The sequence below is a fragment of the Caballeronia sp. LZ035 genome, from assembly GCF_031451175.1.
Classification (GTDB): Bacteria; Pseudomonadota; Gammaproteobacteria; order Burkholderiales; family Burkholderiaceae; genus Caballeronia.
This window is the reverse complement of sequence record NZ_JARUXS010000004.1, coordinates 1,339,624-1,361,912: the sequence shown is the minus strand read 5'-3', so window position 1 is coordinate 1,361,912 and position 22,289 is coordinate 1,339,624. Positions and strand designations below refer to the sequence as shown.

The following is a 22,289-nucleotide window of genomic DNA, read 5'->3' as shown; positions in this document are numbered from 1 at the left end:
CTTCCGGAATTTCGGAGACGCTGTGCGGTTGCCGTTACGCTTCCGCGTTTGCGGTCGCGCTACGCGATTTGGACTATTCTCAATAATCACAGGCCACGCAAACCAGCGCGGTGAGGCGGAAGAACTTACAAAGCCTGACAGTGCCGCGGCCGCAATTTCATTAGAATCGCTGGTTTTCCGGAGCGCGGTTCATCGCGCCGCCTGCGGCGGTCCATTCCCGCGCGCCGCCGGCATCCGAGCACTCACGACTCTTCCATGAAGCGAATTCTGATCGTCAAAGTCACGTCGCTCGGCGACATCGTCGAGACGCTGCCTGTCGTCTCCGACCTGCGGCGCGCCTTTCCATCCGCGAGAGTCGACTGGTCCGCCGACGCCGCATTCGCCGACATCATTCGCTGGAATCCCGGCGTGGACCGCGTGCTGAGCGCGCCGCTGCGCAAGTTCAAGAAGGCCCGCAACTGGAACGATCTGAAGGAAATCGGCGCATCCATCAGCGAACTGCGCGCCGAGAAATACGACGCCATCGTGGATATCCACGGCGTATACAAGAGCGCGATCATCGCGTTCATTGCACGCGGCAAGCGTCGCTTCGGCTATCTGAACCAGGACCTCGGCGAGCGTGGCGCGGCCTTCGCGTATAACGCGCGCTTCGGCCCACGTCCCCATACCGATGCCTGGCGCGGCATGCGCGTGAGCGTCGCCGAGGCGCTCGGCTACACCTTCGACGAGACGCCCGACTACAACGTGCGTTTGCCTGCGCTCACATACAGCCTTGATATTCCGCGTGACAAGCGCATCGCGATGCTGTTTCACGCAACTTCCGCCGATGTTAAGAAATGGCCCAAGGAGCATTGGGGCGAAGTGGGGCGCTGGCTCGTTGCGCGTGGCTATACGATTGCCTTGCCATGGGGCACCGAAGGCGAGCGCGGCGAAGCGCAGGCTATCGCAGCTATCGTGCCGGGCGCGATCGTGCTGCCGAAGGTGACGGTCGAGGAATGCGCGCACTGGATCGATGCGTCGGAACTGGTGGTCGGGACCGATACCGGCCTCGTGCATCTCGCCCATGCCATGCAGCGCCGCACGGTGATGCTGTTTGCGGCGACTTCGCGCGAACATTTCGGCATCGATGCGCCTGGGCGCTCGGTGTCGGTTGGTGATCACGGCGCGCCGCCCGATGTGCCTCAGGTGCTTGCGGCGATTGAAAGCGTAATGCATGGTGCGCCGCGAGCGGTTTCCGGCTTGACGGAAACGAATGCGTAACGGAAACCGATGTGTGACGGAAGCCGATGCGTGACGGAAGCCGATGTGTGATGGAGGCCGATGCGTGACGGAAGCCACTGCGTGACGGAAGCCAATGCGTCACGAAAGCCAATGCATCACGAGAGCCAATGCGTGACGGAAGCCAATGCGTGACAGAAGCCGATGTGTGACAGAAGCCGATGTGTGACGGAAGCCAATGCGTCACGAAAGCCAATGCGTCACGAAAGCCAATGCGTGACCGAAACCAGTGCGATGATGCGCTAGCGCCTCAGGAAACGACGAAGCCCGATGCGCCATGCCATGCCAACGTTTATGCGCATAAAACTTTTATCTCAATATTCAGAAACGGTGACGTGGCGTTTTTTCCAAAAAATTGGTGCGCCAACGTAAAAGTTGCCGTTTAACTCTTGACGGCGACGGTATCAACACCGACGATTACGAAAACACTTAAGAATCGTCCTAAAGATGACCGAAGAAACCGTACTGGAAGCGCGCCAGTCCCTGGTTCGTCTGGGGCCCGCCGACATTCCGCTGAACGCATCGCTGGACTGGCCGATCGTGTCCGCCGACGGCGCCGTGCTGTTCGAAGCCGGCACCGTGGTCCCGGACGTCGCGGCGCGCGATTTCATGTTCCAGCAGTTCGAGCCGCATCGGGCGGTTGAGGAGCCTGCGCGTGCCGTGAACCCGGACGCAGACGTGTCCGGCGATCAGCCTTTATCGCTCGACGACATCGGCTTGACGATCGGCGCGCGAGTCGGATTGCGCGGAACAGGCGGTACGGGGTCTGCAATGTATGCGAGCCGTGTGATCGGCTTTTCGACGCCGCGCCGTAACGGCGAGCGCTCGCTGTTCGTGACGCAGCCGCTGATGACCGGTTTCAATCCGCTCGACCTCAATGTCGGGGAGCAAGTCGATCTGGTTGCGCTGACAGGACGCGGCGTATTCCGTTTCGCCTGCACGGTGGATGCGATCTGCCGCGAGCCCTTCAACTATGCCGTGCTTTCCGCGCCCGGCGCGATCCGCCGACTTCGCACGCGCAAGTTCGCCCGGATGCCGACACGTCTTGCCGCGCACTTTTCGGCTCATGGCTCGACGGATGTGCCGGAACTGGGGCGCGTCAGCGATATCAGCCCGTACGGCATGTCGCTGACGGTGGCGAAGCCGGCCGCGCGCATCGGCGACAGGCTGACGCTCTCGTTCCAGTTCAGCACCGATGGCGTGGATGTGAAGATCGATACGATTGCGATCGTCCGGCATGTCGGCGCACCGGAACCCGGTACGGGACACGTGGCCTACGGGCTGGAATTCGAATCGCTCGAGCCGTCGCAGCGTATCGCGCTGAAGTCGTTTATGGCCGAGCACAGCTGAACCGCGCGCCGGCCATCGCCTCGTGCGCGGGTCCGGCAATCAGTTGCCCGGGAAGCCGTCGGGAAAGAGCCGCTCGACGGCCGATTCGAAATGCTGCACCGGCGCAGCGCCTCGCAGCGCGATGGGCGGGGGCGCTTCCTGTCCCGGCGCCGGCTCGCGTGACAGCACCGCGAACGGCACGCCGCCCACGCCCAGCTTCTTCGCGAACTCTTCGTCCTCGATGACGAGATCGGTGTAGGTGCCGTCGTCGAGCGCTTCTTCCAGCAGTTCGGGATCGACACCGCACGCGGCCGCGATATCGAGCAGCGAATCGGTATCGCCGATGTCGATGCCTTCCTCGAAGTACGCCTTGAAGATCGCGCGATGCACGACGTCGAAGCGGCCCGACTCACGCGCGAACAGGGCGGTTTCGAACGCCTTGCGGCTGCGCGGCGTGACGGGTGGCATGCGCATGATGACGCCGCGTTCTTCGGCGAGCGGCCGCACCGATTTTTCCCACGCCTCAACGATCTGGTCGCTATTCGGATCGAGCAGGGGCGCCGGCTCGGGGCGCAACTCGAATGCGTGCCAGCGAATTTCGACTGCATCGCCATAGGCGTTGCGGAACTGATCGAGCACGGGCGTTTCGAGATAGCAGAACGGACAGACGAAGTCCGACCACACGTCGATATACAGAACAGGCGTGGATGCCATGAAAGCCTCAAAAGCGAACGGCGCGGAATGCGCCGTCTTGTACACGTTGTGAACCTTGGCCGATGTCGCGCGCGACGGCCGTCGAACCCGTATGGTAGCGCGTGACGATTGCGGGCGTGCGATACGCGCGGTGCGCACGAGGGGTGTTGCTTCAGAATCCCCCGTCGATCTCGATCTTGCTTCCATCGAAAAAGCGTGACAGCCGGAAGGCGTGAGGATTGACGATCGGCGGGTCGCGCGTGACGAGATCCGCCATCAGTCTTCCCGCGCCCGGCCCGATGCCGAAGCCATGCCCGGAGAAGCCGGTTGCGATGAAGAGTCCTGGCTTGCCTTCCACGCCGGAGATGACCGGCACGGCATCAGGCGTCACGTCGATATAGCCGGCCCATGCCTGCGCTTCCTGGATTTGCGCCAGCGCCGGGAAGATAACGCGAAATTCCGCGAGGGCTTTCGCGTTGAAGGACGGATTCGGCACGGGATCGAGCGTACGCACGAGCTCGAAAATCGTAGGCTGGTCGAGTGGCCAGCGGCGCGGCATGCGCAGGCCGTCGAGGAAGCGGGCGTTCAGGCCGAGCTTGATCGAACCGAACTGGCTTTTCAGCGCGGGAAGGAACTTGAAGAAGAGCCGGAAGCTGTCCGGCGTGATGTCGTGATTGCTGTGGAATGCGTTGGCAATGGTGTAGCCGCCGTCGAGCCGCTTGCGATAACCCACGTCCCGATTGCAGGCGCTCACGTCCGGACCGCCTTCGATGGGCGCGGTGCGCAGGACCGAGGAGCGGACCAGCAACTGCGGCACGTCGACGCCCAGACTGCCAGTGAGATAACGCGTCCACGCGCCGCCGGCCACGACGACGCTCGAGCAGCCGATGCGGCCTCGTTCCGTCACCACGGCACTGACGGCGCCGCCGCTGGTTTCGACGCCGCGCACCGCGCATGGCGTCAGCACGTTCACGCCGCGTTGGCGCAACGCGGCGGCCATGGCGGGCACTGCGCGCTGCGGTTCTGCGCGGCCGTCCGAGGGCGTGTGGATGCCGCCGGCGAAGCGGCGCGCGGCGCCTGGCATCAGCGCAGCGGTTTCTTCCGGCGAGACGATGCGTGAGTCGAGCGCGTCGCGGCCGACGAGCGCCTGCGCACCTGCGAGCCAGGCTTCGTGGTCGGCCAGGGCTTGTGCGTCGTCTGCGGCATAGAGGATGCCGCTCGTGCGAAAGCCGGTGTCGATGCCGAGTTCCGCGTCGATACGCCGCCATAACTTCAGGCTTTCGAGACTCAGTTCGAGCTCGCGCAAGTCGCGGTGCGTGGCGCGGCACCAGCCCCAGTTACGGCTCGACTGCTCGCCCGCCACGACGCCTTTTTCACAGACCGCGACGGAGAGGCCTTTTTCGGCGAGCGCACGCGCCGTGCTGACGCCGATGATGCCGCCGCCGATGACGACGACATCGACATGGTCGGGGAGGGTGCGGTCTTCGGCGATGGCGTCGGTGGGTGGGCCCATGTCAGGTGGTTTTCCTTAGGATTTGCGTGGCGAGGCTTGCGGACTTCATCGCGAGCGAATGGTCCAGATCCTGTGCGAGGTGGTAGTCGGCCGTGACGCGTGCTTCACGGAGCTTGATGAGGTCTCTTCCAATGGCGCGGGAGAGTGCGTAGTTCGAGTCAGTCACTTGAAGCATGGGATTGCACAACTGCTGGATCAACTGTTCATGGCGTCCACGCGCGCTCCTTACGCTTCCGGGAGCGGAAAGCGCTCGATGGAAAGTGTGCGCAGCGTGCCATGCGCCGAAATAGGCCCTGCTGCAGACAGCCCGATACTGCGATTCGCTTGCGGCGGTGTGCAACATCGCCGCGGCGTCTTCCACTAGTTCCTGTGTCGTAGAACTCATGCGGCCCTCCCGTCGAAAGCAATTCCGAGCGCCGCGGTGCAGAAGTAGCTTAGTTTGCCTTCCTCGAGCAGCAGTTCACTGTCGAGTTCCTGTGTCTGCTCCCACGTGAGCGGCAGCGAGAGCGTGTACATCAGGCAGCGATGGACGGCTTCGACAAATGAGACTCGCACGTTGATCGATGGCCGCAGGCAGTGCCGGCGCAGCACGACTCCGGCGCAATCGAGCCGATGTGCAATCTCTTCGTCGCTGACTTCAACTTCGGTCATGATCTTGCTGGCGAGCAAAACGGGCTCCGCCCACCCCTCATCCCACTCGACCCCGCACATCCTCGCTTCACCGATCAGCTCCGCCGTGCGTCTCACCGCCCCTGCGAGAAACCCATACTGGGCGATGACCGCGAGGTTTTGCGTCCGGATGCCGCACAGTTCGCGATACAGCGCTTGCGCCGCGGAGAACATGCCGAGGCTGAGCCGCGTGATCATCCAGTTTTCGCGGCCGACGTCCGTGAGGCCGAGCGCCACGGCATTCCTGAACGCGCCTTCCGCGCCTTCGACATCGCCGGCGAGCGCCCGCCACGAACCGGTCAGTTCCCATGCGGCGCGAGCATCGGCTTGCAGCAACTGGCGGATGTCATGTCCGAGCGCGCGCCACTCGCGCGAAAGCGGCGTGATTTCGGCGGGATCGATAAAGCGGGGCGAAGCCGCGCGCAGTGCGTTGATGCGATCGACGAGCTGATGGGTTTTCGGTTGCGGTAATGCGTTCATTTCTTTCCTGCCGGTCATGACGGACGCGCGAGGCCGTGCACGGTGTCTAAAGGGCCTCGGGTCGAAGGGTGAACCGATGCTAAGTGAATCGCCGGTCTTTGACCATATGAATACGTCCGAGTTATTGGGGCCGACACCTTCAGGCGCTCAGCGGGGCCGCGCAGATCCTTGCGGGCAAAGGCCTGGCGCGCATCATCGGCCGAATGGCATAGGCCGTTTTTTACCTTTGCTGCGCGCCGCGGAGCGATCCGCTACGATGCATGACGACGTGCCGGCCTGGCCGTGGCTCGATGCCGACTCAAGGTCATCGGGCACGCACTCACCCGCAGCGGGCACGACGTGTGCGGGCCGACAACGCGCATGCGGCGCGCGACCCACGGTCACGCTGCCGTTCGATCATTTCCCCTCATCCTCTGGAGAACTCACGTGCAAAAGACAGCATCGGCAAAATGGAGCGGCGGCATCAAGGACGGCAAGGGTTTCATCTCGACGCAGACCGGCGTGCTCAATGAGGCGCCATACGGCTTCAAGTCGCGCTTCGAGGAAGGCCCGGGCACGAATCCGGAAGAGTTGATCGGCGCGGCGCACGCTGGTTGCTTCACGATGGCGCTCTCGCTGCAACTGGAAATGGCGGGCCTGAAGGCCGAGAGTCTCGAGACCAAGTCCACCGTCACCCTCGACAAGGATGGCGAAGGCTTCACGATCACTGCCTGCCAGCTCGACCTCAAGGCGAAGATTCCGGGCGCCGACAAGGCCGCGTTCGACAAGGCCACGCAAGCCGCGAAGGAGGGCTGTCCGGTATCGAAACTCTTCGCGGGCAACGCGAAGATCACGTTGAACGCCGAACTCGTGTCGTAAGCGTATCGGCCGGTTGATGGCGCGCGGGAGACATCGATTGTCGATATCCCGCGCGCTTTTTTTATTTGCCTTTGATCAATCAACAAGATTGACTTGAGGCGTCTTGTCAGCTTCAGTCTTTCTTCTTTCGGGCGATAACAAAACTCAACACATTTTCCATTTTCTCCGCCGTATTGTTTAGCCTGCTCATTCAGCGCTGAACGGATAAATGGAATCGAACATCTTCATCAGGATCGACGGCGTGAAAGGCGATGCAACCGCCCTCGGTCACGAAGGCGAGATCGATGTCATCAGCTGGACCTGGGCCATGTCCCAGCCGAGCCGGGACACGTCGAAAAGCAGGAAGGCAAGCATCGATCACATTACCTTCGTTCATGGCGTCGGCATCGGAACGAATGGCTTGATGAGCATGTTGCTGAACAACGGACTTGCTGAAAGCGCAGTGCTGTCGTTTCGCCGCGCAGATGCGCAGGCGGTTTCGCAAGGCATGGCTGGAAGAATCATTCCGCCGCCCGACTATCTCAAGATCACGCTCAGGAAGGTCATGGTGAACGCGATCGAGCCATTCGGCTCGGCACTCGGTCATTTTGAGCGGGTGACGCTTTCGTTCAATGAATTCAAGCGTGAATACATGACGCAAACGGCGAGCGGAATGCCCGCCGGGGTGGCGTGCGTTCAATACGTGTTGGGTTGCGCATGATGGTCATGAATTTCAAGCGGTTCAGGAAGAAGAAAACCAATTGGGATTCCGTCATGATTGGTGTCGTGCTCTTCTTGCCGCAGTTATGGGTCTTGCCGTCTACGATCGAATTTCAGAAAAAATCGATCGTGACCACGGGAGAGGTTGTTCGATTGAACGCGGGACGCTTCCATCCGGAAGTGGCATTCGTGACACGCGACGGCGAAAAGCGCTCATTCGCCGGCAGCACGCTGCAAGCAACGGAGATCGGTGACCAGGTTGAAGTGCGCTATACACGAGACAAGCCGTGGGACGCACAAATGAACGAAGTGTTCAGCTTGTGGGGTCTGCATATCTTCTGGACGGCAGTGACGGCGGGATTCGTTGTGTTCGGCATCTTCGGCGTGTCTCCGGATACGTGAAGGACAGGTAGAAATGCTTGAACCCAGCCAGTGGACCTACGAAACTGCGGGGGCAGGCGGCGTATCAATAGGCAAGCTGCTCGTTTCAGGTGGCAAGTTCATCCTGAGAAATCCGGAAGGTCGCTTTCATGCTTTCAACTATGCCGGCATAGGAATGAATATGGGCTCGATAAGACTCTTGCCCAAGAACCTTGGCTTGCCTGATTTGGTGCTTCCGCGCTCTAAAACACAGATGGGTGCCTCGGGGGCCACAACCGACTTCCCAGGGCGTGGCGTGGTTTATCGATTTCATGAAAGAGAGCTTGTGCCGAATGACTTCACCGGCATCTCGGCCTATATCGAGGTTGGAGCGGGGGTGTTGATGGCCGGAGCCGCTACGGGTTTCATTACCGGTCTGAGCAGGCATGCCTTGATCCCGTGGTTGCTCAATCCCGGGCTGTTTTCTCACGCTATCCTGGCCAATCTGCATGCGCTGATTGTGCTGGGCGGTGCAAGCGAGGGTCTGCTCGATACCATGGGCGGCGGAATCATGTGCGGTGCCATATCCGATGAAGGCCCTGTCGAGATAGCTGACTGAATAACCCGGGCGTCGGGGCCGCCTGTCGACGCCATCAGACTCACCGCTCCCTCCCACTTCTCCTAGCCGCTTTATCCGCATACATCCGGCTATCACTCAAAGCAAGCAGATCGATAACAGACCCATGCTGCCCCGCCTCGAACCGCGTTTGCCCGACGCTGAAGCGGATCTCATACCCGCGCTCCCCCGCCGCGTTGCTGGCCGCCAGCGCATCGCGCAGCCGCTCGAGCGCGCGTCTAGTTTCCTCGTCGCCGGCGTCGGTGAGCAGCGCGACGAATTCGTCGCCGCCCAGCCGCCCGATCACATCGCTTTCCCGCAGCGACGCACGCAAGGCCGCCGCAAAGGTCGTCAGCGCGCGATCCCCCTCGGCATGGCCGAAGCTGTCGTTGATGCGTTTGAAATCGTCGAGATCGAAGAACAGCAGCGAGGCGTCGCGACCCATGCGCCGACAGACATTGAGCGCATGCTGCGCCAGTGCCTCGAAGCCGCGCCGGTTCGCAATCAGCGTCAGTTCGTCGACGGTCGCGAGTTCGATCGCCGCAATCTCCTGCTCCGCAATATGCGCCAGGTCGCGCAGCAGCCCTACCGCCTCGCCGTCGAGTTCGCGCGGGCGCGTGTCGATCAGACACAGCGTGCCGAGCTTGCTGCCGTTCGGCACGGTCAGCGGCTGGCCCGCATAGAAGCGGATGCCCGGCTCGCCGGTGACGAGCGGATTGTCGTGAAAGCGCGCGTCGGTACGGGCATCGGGGATCATGAACACGTCGTCGTGCATGATCGCGTGCCCGCAAAACGAGATGTCGCGGCCGGTTTCCCGCACGCCCAGGCCGGCGCAGGACTTGAACCACTGCCGGTTCTCATCGATCAGGCTGACCAGCGCGATGGGCACGTCGAACAGACGCCGCGCCAGCCGCGTCAGGCGGTCGAAGCGTTCTTCCGCCGGGGTATCGAGAAGTCTGAGCGTGCGCAGCGTGGACAGGCGAATGGGTTCGTTCTCGGGTATCGGGGCGACTAGCATGGTTCTCCGGTTTCCTGGACGTGGCCACTGACCACCCTTATTCTCCGACAAACGCGCGCCGAATTCATTCCTTCGACCACAAGGCTTCGACCACAAGGCTCAGCCGGACACGCGCTCCAGCCGGCACATTCGCTATCATGCCGAGGGTCTGCGGCTCCATGTCACGGCACGCCGGACGCGTTTACGAGTCCGACCCATGCAGGAACCCGTTCAGCTCGAGATCGAACCTCGACCACCCCCTCAACCGATCCGCCCGGAGCGCCGATGAAAATCAAGCTGGACTGGACCGTCATTACCCCGATCCTCGCGCTCGTCGTGCTCGCCGCGACGGCGCTCATGCCGAGCGGCGTCCTGATGGTGCTTGCCGCCATCGCGCTCGCCTTCGCGGTGTTCGCGGCGGTGCATCACGCGGAAGTGGTTGCGCATCGGGTCGGCGAGCCGTTCGGCACGCTGGTGCTGGCCATTGCCGTCACGGTGATCGAGGTCGCGCTGATCGTCTCCGTCATGCTCTCCGGTGGTCCCGACAAGGCCGGGCTGCCGCGCGACACGGTCTTCGCCGCGATCATGATCTGCAGCGGCGCGATCGTCGGGCTGTGTTTGCTGGTGGGCGGCCTGCGGCATCACGTGCAGAATTTCCAGCTGCAAGGCGCAAGCGCTGCGCTCGCGATCCTGTGCGCGCTCTCGGTCCTCACACTCGTGCTGCCCAACTTCACGAGCACGGTGCAAGGCCCGGCGCTGTCCACGTCGCAACTGGTGTTCGTCGGCGTGATCTCGCTCGTGCTCTACGTGACCTTCGTGTTCGTTCAGACGATCCGGCATCGCGACTACTTCCTGCTGCCCACGCCCGAAGTCGTCACGCCCGCGCCCGTCGCTGTCCCCGACGAAGAAAGCGCCCCCCACGCGCCGCCGCCCAGCAACCGCGAGGCGTGGGTCGCGCTGGCGTTCCTGATGCTGTCGCTCGTTTCGGTGGTCGGCCTCGCGAAGCTGCTGTCGCCGGCGGTCGAGGCGGGCGTCGCAGCCGCCGGCGCGCCCGAAGCGGTGGTCGGCATCGTCATCGCGGCGCTCGTGCTGTTGCCGGAGGGGCTCGCGGCCCTGCGCGCGGCACGGCTCAACCGCCTGCAGACAAGTCTGAATCTCGCGCTCGGCTCGGCGCTCGCGAGCATCGGGCTGACCATTCCGACGGTCGCGGTCGTGTCGATCGTCATCGGCCAGCCGATCTCGCTCGGGCTCGCCTCGAAGGAAATCGTCATGCTGGCGCTCACGCTGATCGTGTCGGTGATCACGCTTGGCACCGGCCGCTCGACGGTTCTGCAAGGCGTCGTGCATCTCGTGATTTTTGCGGCTTTCCTGTTCCTTTCCGTGGTGCCTTGAGCAAGGACGAAACCGGGACGATCGTGCCGTTTTGTTACCATGCTCGGTTTTTCGCGGGCGCACGCCCGTTCCCGACGCTCTGGTTTCACCGTCTGAATACGTTGGGTCACACCGAAAGTCCCGAAGGAAACGCATGTCACCGAAGAAGTCCGCTTTGAAGAAGTCCGCCTCGCTCGCCGTTGGTTCCGTCCTTGCCGTATCCGCCGCCCTCGGCGCCGTGTCGTCCGCCGCGCAGGCGAAGGAAATCACGCAGATCCGCTTTGCCGTCGACCCGTCCTATCCGCCGTTCGAATCCAAACAGGCCGACGGCAAGCTCGCCGGTTTCGACATCGACCTGGGCAATGCGCTGTGCGCGCAGATGAAGGTCAAGTGCGTGTGGGTGGAGAATAATTTCGACGGCATGATCCCCGGCCTGAAAGCCCGCAAGTTCGACGCCGTCCTCTCCGACATGGGCATCACCGACGAGCGCCTCAAGCAGATCGACTTCACGGTGCCGCTGTACGACACGCATGCGCAGCTCGTCGCGCGCGCCGGCTCGGGCATCCTGCCGACGCCGCAGTCGCTGAAGGGGAAGCGCGTTGGCGTGGAGCAGGGCACGGTGCAGGAACGCTATGCGAAGGCGAAGTGGGAGCCGCAGGGCGTGACCGTCGTGCCTTACGCCGATGAGGAACAGGTCGAAGCGGATCTGGTCGCGGGCCGCATCGACGCGATGTTCACCGACGCCGCGCAGGCCGCCATCGGCTTCCTGAAGAAGCCGCAGGGCAAGCCGTTCGCGCTGGTCGGTCCGATCGTGGAAGACCGCGCGATCATCGGTCCGGGAACGGCCATCGGCCTGCGCAAGGGCGACACCGACCTGAAGAACGGCCTCGATAACGCCTTCGCGGAACTCAGGAAGAACGGCACCTTCAAGCGCATCATGGCCAAGTACTTCGAGACCGATATCTCGATCCAGTAAGCGCCTCGCGCGCGGGTTTGCAGGGTTTTGGAAAGGCATCGCTCGCGGTGCCTTTTCTTTTCGACACGAGGTCTGTGCAGATGCAGGTTCATCACCATCCGCTTGCGGGTGCGCCGCTCGGCACCGGGCGTGTGCTCACGAGCTACGGCTTCGGTCCGCAAGACGGCGACGCGCGCCGCAAGGTCTATATCCAGGCGTCGCTGCACGCGGACGAACTGCCGGGCATGGTGGTCGCGTGGTACCTGAAGCAGCGCTTCGCCGCGCTGGAAGCCGCTGGACGGCTGACGGCACGGATCGTCCTGGTGCCGGTCGCCAATCCGGCTGGGCTGAACCAGCATTGGTTCGGCGCGCAGATGGGGCGCTTCGACCTGCGTTCCGGCCAGGATTTCAACCGGCGCTTTCCCGAGCTCGGCCCGGAGTTGGCGTTGCGCCTGAAAACCCGTCTGAACGGCGATGAACGCCACAACGGACGGCTGATCCGCGCGGCGTTGCGCGACGCGCTGGCCGCCCGCCAGCCCGTGACCGAACTGGACGCGCAACGGCTCGAACTGATGCGGCTCGCCTGCGACGCCGACCTGGTGATCGACCTTCATTGCGACTGGGAAGCTGTCCCGCATCTCTACACGACGCCCGAAGCGTGGCCCGCCGTCGAACCGCTGGCGCGCTATCTCGGCAGCGAAGCGCAACTGCTGGCGAACGTGTCGGGCGGCGAGCCGTTCGACGAAGCCTGCGCGTCGGCGTGGCGTTATCTGCGCGGGGCGTTCGGCGAGCGTTATCCGCTGCCGCAGGGCGTGCTGCCAGTCACGCTCGAACTGCGCGGCGTGCGCGACGTGTCGCACGAACTGGCGGCCCGCGACGCGCAGGCAATCGTCGACACGCTGACGCACCTCGGCATGATCGAAGGCGACGCGCCCGAGCCGCCGCCGCTGCGCCATTGCGCGACGCCACTCGCCGGCTGCGAGCATCTTCGCGCGCCGCTGCCGGGGGTGATCCTGCATCGGCGGGAGGTCGGCGAGACGGTGCGCGCGGGCGAGATCGTCGCGGAGGTGCTGGATCCGCTCGAAGACCGGCTCGTGCCGCTCGTTGCCGGCGTGAATGGCGTGCTCTACGCACGCCATTGGACGCGCTTCGCGACGGCCGGAATGCTGGTGGCGCGCATCGCGGGGGAGCACGCGGCACGCACCGGCGACTTGCTCGTACCCTGAACGCGGCGCCGGCGCCGGTTACCATGGATCCGTCTGCTCAAACCGTCATGGAGAAACCCGAGACATGCTGAAGAACCTCGATCCGCTGCTCAATGCCGACATCCTGCATGCGCTCTGCGCGATGGGTCACGGCGACGAAGTCGTGATCTGCGACGCCAATTTCCCCGCCGATTCCGTGGCGCGCCAGACGGTGCTGGGCCGCCTGCTGCGGCTGGACGGCGTCGATGCGCCGCGCGCGGTGCGGGCGGTGCTGTCGGTGCTGCCGCTCGACACTTTCGTCGATCACCCCGCCGAACGCATGGAAGTGGTGGGCGACGCGAGCGCGCTGCCTGCCGTGCAACGCGAGGTGCAGAAGGAGATCGACGCCGCCGAGGGACGGCCGGTACCGCTGGCGCCGCTTGAGCGCTTCGCCTTTTATGAGCGCGCCGGCCAGGCGTACTGCGTGATCGCGACGGGCGAAGCGCGTGGCTACGGCTGCTTCATTTTCAAGAAGGGCGTGCAACTCGCGCCCGACGCGCCCCGGCAGGATTGACCGACTGCCTAGGGATTACCCTGATTCTTTTTTAAGAACTTGTTGCAATGCAGCGTGAAAAGCGTATATTCAGGGTTATCCCCTAGCTACTTACCCTGAGAGACGCTCATGAAGACCACCGCACAACAATCCTTGCTCGTTTCGTTCGGTTCCTGGCTGCGCGCGGCGAAGGCTGCGGTGCGTCGTGAGTGGAACCGGGCGCTGCAACTGCATCTGCAAAACTGCGAAATCCTCGTGGAATCGTATCGCCGGAAGTAAGCTTCGGCCGCGGCATCCCGGTCAGGTCGCACAAGTTGAGACGCCCCGCAGGCGAAAGCCTGCGGGGCGTTGTCGTATGCGGCGCTTGCAAGAAGGTCAGATGGCCCAGCCGCCCAGATAAAACACGGCGAGCACCACGGCAATGACCACCGTGCCGATATTCAGCTTGCGCCATTCACCTGCCACCAGCCGGCCGATCACGAGCGTCGAGAAGCCGAGCATGATGCCCGTCACGATGTTCGCCGACAGCACGATATACACCGCGCAGACGAGGCCGGACATGGTGTCGACGGTATCTTCGAAGTGCAGCTTGCTGACGTTGCCGAGCATCAGCAGGCCGACATACATGAGCGCGGGCGCCGTGGCGTAAGAGGGCACCAGGGAAGCAAGCGGCGACAGGAACATCACCACCAGGAACAGCACGCCCACCACGCTGGCCGCGAGACCGGTCTTCGCGCCCGCTGCCACGCCCACCGACGACTCGATATACGCTGCCGCCGGCGCGCCGCCGAAGCAGGCCGAGAAGATGGAGCTGAGCGAATCTGCGGTAAGCGCCCGGCCGCCGTTGACAATCCGCCCGTTCTGGTCGATCTGACCCGCCTGGCCGGCCACGGCGCGAATCGTGCCGGTGGCGTCGAAGACGGCGGTCATCACCAAGGCCAGCACGCTCGGCAGCACGGCCATCGAGAGGGCGCCCTTGATGTCCATCGCGCCGATCAGCGAGGCATGGCCGGGTGCGGACAACGCCGGCAACGCGAACACGCCATGGAAGCGCACGGAGGGGTCGAAGATCAGGCCGATCGCCGACAGCCCGATCACCACGAGCAGGATGCCGCCCGGCACGCGCCGGCGTTCGAGCCCGAAGATTGCCGCGAGCCCCAGCACCGACATCAGCACCGGAAACGCGGTGATGTGTCCGAGCGAGACGGGCATGCCGGGCGCGGGATTCTTGATGATCAGGCCCACATCATTGGACGCGATCAGCAGCAGGAACAGGCCGATGCCGATGCCCGTGCCGTGCGCGACGCCCGTCGGCAGGTTGCGCAGGATCCACGAGCGCACGCCGGTGACGGAGATCGCCGTGAAGACGACGCCCATCAGGAACACGGCGCCGAGCGCGATGGCGGGTGTCAGGCCCTTGCCGAGCACGAGCCCGAAGGCGGTGAACGCGGTGAGCGAGATCGCACAGCCGATCGCGATCGGCAGGCGCGCCCACACGCCCATCAACAGCGAGCCGAACGCAGTCGTCAGACAGACGGCGACGAACACCGCGCTGGTGTCGAAGCCGGCCTTGCCGAGCATGCCCGGCACGACGAACACGGAGTAGACCATCGCGAGGAAGGTCGTAACGCCCGCGACGATCTCGCGTTTCTCCGTGCTGCCGGTGGTGGATATGCCGAAATAGCGATCGAGGAAGCCGCCGCTTCCGGATGGCCCGCTCTCCTGTCGCTCCGTGGGGGTGATGTCGATGTCGCCAAGCTGCTGGGCAGAGGATTCCATCATGAGCTGCTCCTTTATCAGCACGCTGAAACGGCAGGACCGTGCACGCACGAGGCGTACTGCGGAGCCGTCATCAGGGTCGTCTCGTAGGGTGTCTTGAATGATGCCGAGGCCTTGCACCTGAGGCTGCACTCGGTCAGGACAGAGACTAGGGGAACAGAAGGCGGGGTCCAATCCCACGAAAAACATGCCGGTCATGCCACGCGGCGTATATGCCGCGAACGCCCCATGCGACGGGGCGCCGGCTGTCCTGCGAAAACGCCGGACTAGGGCAAACGCCTAGTCCGGCAAGACCGCCCGCGGCGTGTGACGTCGCGTTACTTGATCACGCGAGAGACGCCGCGTCCGCGCGGATCGGACATCGGCTCGGGCGTGTCGCCGTCGACGCGAATCGCCTGGATGTCGCCATTGAAGCCCTGCATCTGGAACGTGTAGCCCTTCGCTTCGAGCTGCTTGATGACCTCGGGATCGAGCTGATGGAACGGCTCCTGGAAGATCGTGTTCGGCGGCAGCAACTGGTGATGGAAGCGCGTCGCGCCCACGGCTTCGGGCAGCGGCAGGTTGAAGTCGTACACGTTCGAGAGCACCTGGAAGATCGACGTGAAAATGCGCGAGCCGCCCGGCGTGCCGATCACCATCGCGACCTTGTCGTCCTTCGTGAGGATGGTCGGCGTCATCGACGAGAGCGGGCGCTTCTTCGGCGCGATGGAGTTCGCATCGCTGCCAACGACGCCGAACATGTTCGGCACGCCCGGCTTCGAAGCGAAGTCGTCCATCTCGTCGTTCAGCACGACGCCCGTGCCGTCCGCGACCACGCCCGAGCCGAAGTAGCCGTTGATGGTGTACGTGTTCGATACCGCGTTACCCCATTTGTCGACCACCGAGTAATGCGTGGTTTCGGCCTTCTCCGGCATCGACGTGCCGAGTCCCGGCTGCACGCTCTTGGTGTCCGAAGGCTGATCCGGATTCACCTCTTGCGCGCGTTTCAGGATGTAGTCGTCGTTGGTGAGCTGCGCGACCGGCACCTTGTAGAAGTCCGGATCGCCGAGATACTGCGCGCGGTCGGCGAACACGCGTTTTTCGATCTCGGCCACCAGATGGATGTACTGCGCCGAGTCGAGCGGGACATCGTTGAACTTGTCCTTGAGGTCGGCCTTCATCTTGAGCAACTGCACCAGGCCGACGCCGCCCGAACTCGGCGGCGGCGCGGTGATCACGCGATAGCCGTTCCAGCTCGCCGTGATCGGCTGGCGCCACACGGCCTTGTAGTCCTTCAGGTCGCGCGTGGTGATGAGGCCGTGGCCTTCCATCGACTTGGCGATCAACTGCGCCGTCTCGCCTTCATAGAAGCCCTTGGCGCCCTTGTCGGAGATCCGTTGCAGGGTCTTTGCAAGGTCCGGCTGCTTGAACGTCTCGCCGGCCTTCATGCCGCCGAAGTAGAGGTCGAAGTTGGTTTTGCCGCCGAACTCCTTCGCGGCGGCATCGCGCCGCGCGATCAATTGGTCGTCGACGACGAAGCCGTCCTGCGCGTAATGGATGGCCGGCGCGAGAACCTGCTTCCACTTGAGCTTGCCGAAGCGCTTCTGCGCTTCCCACATGCCTTCGACGGTGCCCGGCACGCCCACCGCGCGATGCCCGTACAGGCTCATGCCCTTGATGACTTCGCCCTTGTCGTCGAGATACATGTTGCGGGTGGCGGTGAGCGGCGCGCGTTCGCGATAGTCGAGGAAGTAGGGACGATGATCGACATACAGCGTCATGAAGCCGCCGCCGCCGATGTTGCCCGCTTCCGGATACGTGACCGCGAGCGAGAACGCGATGGCCACCGCTGCATCCACGGCATTGCCGCCCTGCTTGAAGATCTGCTCGGCGGTGTCGGCGGCGTATTTGTCGGCGACCGCGACAGCCGACGAAGTCAGGACCTGCGGCTGATCCGCGGCTTTGGCGTGAGCGGGCGTCGTCTCGACGAAACCCGCCGACAGCAGCGCGGACGCCACGAAGGCGCTCAGTGCGAAGGTCCGCAAACGCGGTGGTTGTTTCAAGCGCATCTCCAGCATTCTCCTTTTTTACGTGCGACGAAAGATCAGTCCGTTATATACCATGCGCGCCGGGCCGCCGAAATCACGCGGCCCCGCCGGGCTCAGGGCATCAGCTGGCCGCCGTTCACGTCGATGATCTGCCCGGTGACATAGCGCGACATCGTCTCCGACGCGAGATAGAGGAACGCGCCGCTGCAATCGTCCGGCTCGCCGATGAAGCCCATCGGAATGGACTTGCGGAAGGACTCGAGCTGCTCGGGCGTCGTGAAGCGTTCCTGGAACGGCGTCTGGATCACGCCGGGCGCGACGGCGTTCACGCGGACGCGGTCTGGCATGAGTTCCTTCGCCATGCCTCGCGTGATGGTGCTGACAAAGCCTTTCGACGCCGCGTAGAGCAGCGCGCCCGGACCGCCGCCGTTGCGCGCGGCCACCGAGGTCACGTTGATGATCGAGCCGCCGCCGCCCGCGCGCAGCGAAGGCAGCGCGGCGCGCGTGAACGCGACGACCGAACGCGCGTTGATGTGCATGATTTCGTCGAAGAGTTCATCGCTGACGGACGCGATCGGCTCGCGCTTCACGAGACTGCCGGCGTTGTTGATGAGCACGTCGATCTTGCCGAAGCTGTCCACCACTTGCGCGACGGCCGCGTCGATGGCTTTCGAGTCGCGCACGTCGGCGCCCACGGTGATCGCGCTGACGCCGAGCGCGCGCACGTCCTGCGCGACCGCCTCGGCCTTTTCCTTCGAGCTGTTGTAGTGCACCGCGACATTCGCGCCGTATTGCGCGAACGCCCGTGCCGCCGCCGCGCCGATGCCGGTGCTCGCGCCCGTGATGAGGATCGACTTGCCTTTCAGGTCGTGCATGGATGCTCCGTGTGGATGAGGGCCGCGCAGGTTCGCCCGAACGTGCGTCGGGTGGTGCTGGGAAAAGCGCTGTCTGAATGCCGTGACCGAGAGTATGAGCCGTCGCGTGAGGACGCGCCGGACGCGCCGTCGCGAGGCAGCACGAAGTGCTCCAGCACGCCGGCGTCACAAGCGGATGCCGCCCGCAATTGTCAATTTCATTGAATTCGGGCGCGGACCCTATCGCCGCGCCGCCGCATGACGCACTGTACCGACCGCGACAGAGCAACGGGTCGGGTAAGCAGTCGCGCATGTCCTTCGCAGGCTGCAGCGAACCCGTCGGTCGGAACAAACAATCGAATCAACATGAATCAACGAAGTGTTTCCGCGCGGCGCGAGCCGATGCGGGCGCGTACCCGGCGCACGCTCCTGGCCGGCATGCTGGCGTCCTGCGTGACGACCTGGGTGCCCGGCACGACGCGCCGCGCCATGCCCGCCGAACCCGCCACGGCGCTTCCCGCGCCGGAGAGTTTCGTGGCGCTGTCGAAGTTTCTCACCGGGCAGGCGTCGCTCGATCTCGCGCTCGCCGACCGCCTCTATCAGGCCTTGCTCGGCAACGAAAGCCGCTTTCCGGAACAACTGCGGCGGTTGCTGGCTTTCATTCAGATCCGTCATGCCGATCCGTCGCGCCTGCAACAGCGCCTGGACGAAGAGGAACCGCAACTCGCAGCCGTGCCGCGCAGGATCGTGACGGCCTGGTACACGGGCATCGTCGGCGAGGGCGAGGGGGCGCAATGCATCGCCTTCGAAACCAGCCTGCTGAACGTGATCACCGCCGACAAGCTCAAGCCGCCGAGCTATGCCTATGGCGCCTATGGCAGCTGGGCCGACCGACCCGTCTGAGGAGAACCGCATGGCATGGCATGACTCCGCCGACGTGATCGTGATCGGCTCGGGCATCTGTGGCGCGCTCGTCGCCGAGCGGCTGGCGAAGCAGGGGCGCTCGGTGCTGATCCTCGAAGCGGGCCCGCGCATCGATCGCGGCCGGATCACGGCGAATTTCCGCAACTCGCCGCGCAAGGGCGACTGGGTCGCGCCTTATCACCCGGGCACCGCCTGGGCGCCGCATCCGACCTATCACCCGGGCGACAACGGCTATCTCGTGCAGGCGGGCCCGTATCCGTATCCGGCCGAATACCTGCGCGTGGTGGGCGGCACGACCTGGCACTGGGCCGCGCACGCGTGGCGGCTGCTGCCCAACGACCTGCGCCTCAAAACGCTGTATGGCGTGGGCAAGGACTGGCCCATCGCGTACGAGGACCTCGAGCCGTATTACTACGAGGCGGAGGTGAAGATGGGCGTGTCGGGCGCGCCGAACACCGGCTCGCCGCGCGTCGCGCCGTTTCCGATGGAACCCGTCGCCGAACCCTGGGCGATGCGCCGCGTGCGCAAACGGCTGGCTGCGGCGGGCTATCCGGTCGTCACCAACACGACGGCGCGCAACAGCCGTCACTACGACGGTCGCCCAGCCTGCTGCGGCAACAACAACTGCCAGCCGATCTGTCCGATCGACGCGCAGTACACCGGCGGCATCGCCGTGCAGGCTGCGGAGAAGGCGGGCGCGCGGGTGCTGCCGAACGCGGTGGTGTATCGCATCGAGCATAGGGACAGCGGCAGGATCGCCGCCGTGCATTACTTCGATCCGGAGCGTCGCACGCACCGCGTCACGGGCGAGCAGTTCGTGCTCGCGGCCAATGGCATCGAGAGCCCGAAGCTGTTGCTGATGTCGGCTAGCGATCGCTACCCGGACGGCCTCGCGAATCGTTCCGGCATGGTCGGCCGCAATCTGATGGATCACCCGAGCAGTTCACTGACCTTCGAAGCGGACGAAGACCTGTGGCTGGGGCGTGGACCGCAGAGTCCGTCGTCGATCAACACGCTGCGCGACGGCGCATTCCGTGCCGAGGCGGCGGCGTTCCGCCTCGACTTCAGCAACATTTCGCAAGTGCGAGCCGTGACGGAAGCGCTGATCGACGCGGGCGTGTACGGGCGGGAACTGGAGCGGCAGCTGCGTCATCGGGCGGCGCGGCAGATGAGCGTGAAGAGCGTGCTCGAACTGTTGCCGGACCCGGACAACCGGGTCACGCTGAGCGCGCAGAAGGACGCACTCGGACTGCCGAAGCCGCGGCTGCATTATCGGCTGGATCCTTATCTGCACCGGGGCGCGGCGTTGGGCAAGGCCCACTTCGCGAGGATCGCCGAGCTGATGGGCGGCACGAACCTGCGCTATTCGCCTGAAGGACAGTACGCGAACAACCAGCACATCACCGGCACCCTGAGCATGGGCCGCGACCCGCGCGATTCGGTCGTCGATGCATTCGGACGCGCGCACGACCACGAGAACCTGTTCATCGCAGGCACGGGGGTCATGCCCACGGCGGCGACGGTCAACTCGACGCTGACCGCCGTCGCGCTCGCGTTGCGCACGGCCGAGCATCTTCACGCGACGAGCACGACGTGAACGGAGGGCTGTCGATGAGTGAAGCTCTGCGATGGCGAGCGCTTGCATTCGCGTTCGTGCGCTGCGCACTCGTCGCGACCTGCGCACTGGCCGCGCTGTGCGCGACCGCGCAGGCGGACGTGGGCGCGCGTGCCGAACACGCTGCGCAGGCCGACGTGCGTGCGCCGGCCGAGCAAGCTGCGCCCGCCGAACAAGCTGCATACACCGAAACAGCTGCAAACACCGAACAACCCGCCCCCGCCGCCTTGCTCGAACGCGGCGCGTATCTGGCCATCGCCGGCGATTGCGTGGCCTGCCACACCGCGCCCGATGGCCCGCCGTTCGCGGGTGGCCTGGCGCTGGCCACGCCGCTGGGCGAAATCGTGTCGACGAACATCACGCCGTCGCGGACGCACGGTATTGGCGCTTACACCTTCGAGCAGTTCTCCGCGGCGCTGCGCCGGGGCATTCGCGCCGACGGCGCGCACCTGTACCCGGCGATGCCGTATCCCTCGTACGCCCGCGTGACCGATGAGGACACCCGGGCGCTATACGCGTACTTCATGGAGCGCGTGCGCCCGGTGGACCAGGCGGCGCCTCGCACGTCCCTGCCATTGCCGTTCAGCGTGCGGCAGACGCTGGCGGTCTGGAACCTGTTGTTCCTCGACGAACGGCCCTACGTCGCCGATACATCGCGCAGCGCGGTCTGGAATCGCGGCGCGTATCTTGTGCGAGGCTTGGCGCATTGCGGCGCCTGTCATAGCCCGCGCAACGCGGGACTGGCCGAGTCGAGCTCGCGCGCGCTCGCGGGCGGCTCAGCGGGCGCCTGGCATGCGCCGAACATCACGCCGGACGTCAACAGCGGCATCGGTGCATGGAGCGAAGCGGAACTGATCGGCTATCTACGCGACGGCTACGCCCGCGGCAAGGCGCACGCAGCCGGTCCGATGGCCGAAGCCGTCGACAACAGCCTGCGCCATCTGACCAGCGAGGATTTGCGCGCGATCGCGGTCTACCTGAAAACGGTCGACCCGGTCCGGACCGAAGCCGACGTCCAGCCGGCGAGCACCTGGGGCAAGCCGGCGGACGGCCTGGGCGAATTGCGCGGCATGGCGTGGCCCGTGGACAGCACTCGCCTGAGCGGCGCGCAGCTCTACGACGGCTATTGCGCGTCCTGCCACCAGGCGAGCGGCGAAGGTGCGAGCGGCGGGCGGCTGCCTTCGTTGTTCCACAGCACCACGCTTGGACGCAGCAACACGGACAATCTCGTGCTCGTGATGCTGGGCGGCACGCAGCATCCCGAGGGCGCATCCGATCCCTCGATGCCCGGCTTCGCGGCCTTGCTCACGGACCAGCAGATCGCCACACTCGGCAATCATCTGCTGGGGCTGTATGGCAATGTCGATGCCAGAGTGAGCGTCGCGCAGGTCGGGCGTTTGCGGGCGGGCGAGCAGCCGTCGCCGCTGGCGGGACTCGCGCGCGCGGCGGGTGCGATCGCCGGGTTGCTGCTCGTGAGCCTGCTCGTGCTGCTGGCGGTGCGCCGTACGCATCGAGGCGCGCAGCAGTGAGTGAGT

General features: G+C 64.6%; 22 protein-coding genes. 14 read left to right on the top strand and 8 right to left on the bottom strand.

The features are described from left to right. Nucleotides 1-255 precede the first annotated feature (255 nt). Both waaC and QCE88_RS36620 read left to right on the top strand, forming a co-directional pair. Nucleotides 256-1,260, top strand: coding sequence for a lipopolysaccharide heptosyltransferase I (gene waaC, locus QCE88_RS36625; protein WP_309910492.1), 1,005 nt, complete (start codon nt 256-258; stop codon nt 1,258-1,260). Between the two features lie 465 nt (nt 1,261-1,725). Then, on the top strand, nt 1,726-2,628 hold the full coding sequence (locus QCE88_RS36620; RefSeq protein ID WP_309910490.1) for a flagellar brake protein: 903 nt from the start codon (nt 1,726-1,728) through the stop codon (nt 2,626-2,628). Between the two features lie 39 nt (nt 2,629-2,667). On the opposite strand, the gene QCE88_RS36615 is transcribed toward QCE88_RS36620, so the two are convergent. The 4 genes from QCE88_RS36615 to QCE88_RS36600 all read right to left on the bottom strand — a co-directional run bounded on the left by QCE88_RS36615 (nt 2,668) and on the right by QCE88_RS36600 (nt 5,962). After that, a complete protein-coding gene (locus QCE88_RS36615) occupies nt 2,668-3,321 on the bottom strand; it encodes a DsbA family oxidoreductase (protein ID WP_309910488.1) in 654 nt (217 codons plus the stop codon). A gap of 151 nt (nt 3,322-3,472) precedes the next feature. Continuing rightward, nucleotides 3,473-4,813, bottom strand: a complete 1,341-nt coding sequence (locus QCE88_RS36610; RefSeq protein ID WP_309910487.1) for an FAD-binding oxidoreductase — start codon at nt 4,811-4,813, stop codon at nt 3,473-3,475. Nucleotide 4,814: 1 nt separating this feature from the next. Continuing rightward, nucleotides 4,815-5,198, bottom strand: coding sequence for a hypothetical protein (locus QCE88_RS36605; protein ID WP_309910485.1), 384 nt, complete (start codon nt 5,196-5,198; stop codon nt 4,815-4,817). After that, on the bottom strand, nt 5,195-5,962 hold the full coding sequence (locus QCE88_RS36600) for a hypothetical protein (protein ID WP_309910484.1): 768 nt from the start codon (nt 5,960-5,962) through the stop codon (nt 5,195-5,197). Before QCE88_RS36600 ends, QCE88_RS36605 begins: the two co-directional genes overlap by 4 nt. 426 nt (nt 5,963-6,388) lie before the next feature. Here QCE88_RS36600 and QCE88_RS36595 point away from each other — a divergent pair, with 426 nt between their 5' ends. From QCE88_RS36595 to QCE88_RS36580, 4 genes are all read left to right on the top strand, one after another. Then, on the top strand, nt 6,389-6,820 hold the full coding sequence (locus QCE88_RS36595; RefSeq protein WP_309838145.1) for an OsmC family protein: 432 nt from the start codon (nt 6,389-6,391) through the stop codon (nt 6,818-6,820). A gap of 208 nt (nt 6,821-7,028) precedes the next feature. Next, on the top strand, nt 7,029-7,520 hold the full coding sequence (locus tag QCE88_RS36590) for a type VI secretion system tube protein Hcp (protein ID WP_309910481.1): 492 nt from the start codon (nt 7,029-7,031) through the stop codon (nt 7,518-7,520). Then, nucleotides 7,517-7,921 carry a DUF3592 domain-containing protein gene (locus tag QCE88_RS36585; RefSeq protein ID WP_309910479.1) on the top strand — a complete coding sequence of 135 codons (405 nt, stop codon included), beginning with the start codon at nt 7,517-7,519 and terminating at the stop codon, nt 7,919-7,921. The genes QCE88_RS36590 and QCE88_RS36585 overlap by 4 nt, the downstream gene beginning before the upstream one ends. A 13-nt stretch (nt 7,922-7,934) precedes the next feature. Continuing rightward, nucleotides 7,935-8,498, top strand: coding sequence for a hypothetical protein (locus QCE88_RS36580; protein ID WP_309910478.1), 564 nt, complete (start codon nt 7,935-7,937; stop codon nt 8,496-8,498). A gap of 40 nt (nt 8,499-8,538) precedes the next feature. Here the strand turns inward: QCE88_RS36580 and QCE88_RS36575 are convergent, their stop codons facing one another. After that, nucleotides 8,539-9,513: a sensor domain-containing diguanylate cyclase gene (locus QCE88_RS36575; RefSeq protein ID WP_309910477.1), complete on the bottom strand. Its 975-nt coding sequence runs from the start codon at nt 9,511-9,513 to the stop codon at nt 8,539-8,541. Nucleotides 9,514-9,777: 264 nt separating this feature from the next. Here QCE88_RS36575 and QCE88_RS36570 point away from each other — a divergent pair, with 264 nt between their 5' ends. The 5 genes from QCE88_RS36570 (at nt 9,778) to QCE88_RS36550 (ending at nt 13,834) form a co-directional block, all read left to right on the top strand. Next, entirely contained in the window at nt 9,778-10,884 is a 1,107-nt protein-coding gene (locus tag QCE88_RS36570) for an ionic transporter y4hA (protein WP_309910476.1), read from the top strand. Nucleotides 10,885-11,017: 133 nt separating this feature from the next. Beyond that, nucleotides 11,018-11,839 (top strand): ABC transporter substrate-binding protein, encoded by an 822-nt coding sequence (locus QCE88_RS36565; RefSeq protein WP_309910474.1) that lies wholly within the window; start codon nt 11,018-11,020, stop codon nt 11,837-11,839. A gap of 80 nt (nt 11,840-11,919) precedes the next feature. After that, the gene (locus QCE88_RS36560) at nt 11,920-13,044 is read left to right on the top strand and encodes a M14 family metallopeptidase (RefSeq protein WP_309910472.1); all 1,125 of its coding nucleotides are present in this window, start codon (nt 11,920-11,922) and stop codon (nt 13,042-13,044) included. Between the two features lie 64 nt (nt 13,045-13,108). Then, on the top strand, nt 13,109-13,576 hold the full coding sequence (locus QCE88_RS36555) for an RbsD/FucU family protein (protein WP_309910470.1): 468 nt from the start codon (nt 13,109-13,111) through the stop codon (nt 13,574-13,576). 108 nt (nt 13,577-13,684) lie between these two features. Further along, on the top strand, nt 13,685-13,834 hold the full coding sequence (locus tag QCE88_RS36550; protein WP_181290817.1) for a hypothetical protein: 150 nt from the start codon (nt 13,685-13,687) through the stop codon (nt 13,832-13,834). Nucleotides 13,835-13,930: 96 nt separating this feature from the next. Here QCE88_RS36550 and QCE88_RS36545 read toward each other — a convergent pair whose 3' ends face one another. The 3 genes from QCE88_RS36545 to QCE88_RS36535 form a co-directional block, all read right to left on the bottom strand. Then, nucleotides 13,931-15,337, bottom strand: a complete 1,407-nt coding sequence (locus tag QCE88_RS36545; RefSeq protein WP_309910469.1) for an NCS2 family permease — start codon at nt 15,335-15,337, stop codon at nt 13,931-13,933. A gap of 314 nt (nt 15,338-15,651) precedes the next feature. Then, nucleotides 15,652-17,382: a gamma-glutamyltransferase gene (gene ggt, locus QCE88_RS36540; RefSeq protein WP_309910468.1), complete on the bottom strand. Its 1,731-nt coding sequence runs from the start codon at nt 17,380-17,382 to the stop codon at nt 15,652-15,654. Nucleotides 17,383-17,474: 92 nt separating this feature from the next. Further along, nucleotides 17,475-18,236: an SDR family oxidoreductase gene (locus QCE88_RS36535; protein WP_309910467.1), complete on the bottom strand. Its 762-nt coding sequence runs from the start codon at nt 18,234-18,236 to the stop codon at nt 17,475-17,477. A 345-nt stretch (nt 18,237-18,581) separates the two neighbouring features. On the opposite strand from QCE88_RS36535, the gene QCE88_RS36530 reads away from it, so the two are divergent. The 3 genes from QCE88_RS36530 to QCE88_RS36520 are packed head-to-tail and all read left to right on the top strand — an operon-like array spanning nt 18,582 to nt 22,283. Then, complete coding sequence (locus tag QCE88_RS36530; protein WP_309910466.1) at nt 18,582-19,118, top strand: sorbitol dehydrogenase family protein; 537 nt, start codon at nt 18,582-18,584, stop codon at nt 19,116-19,118. Nucleotides 19,119-19,128: 10 nt separating this feature from the next. Then, on the top strand, nt 19,129-20,736 hold the full coding sequence (locus tag QCE88_RS36525; RefSeq protein WP_309910465.1) for a GMC family oxidoreductase: 1,608 nt from the start codon (nt 19,129-19,131) through the stop codon (nt 20,734-20,736). Nucleotides 20,737-20,750: 14 nt separating this feature from the next. Further along, the gene (locus tag QCE88_RS36520) at nt 20,751-22,283 is read left to right on the top strand and encodes a cytochrome c (RefSeq protein WP_309910464.1); all 1,533 of its coding nucleotides are present in this window, start codon (nt 20,751-20,753) and stop codon (nt 22,281-22,283) included. Nucleotides 22,284-22,289: the final 6 nt, after the last annotated feature.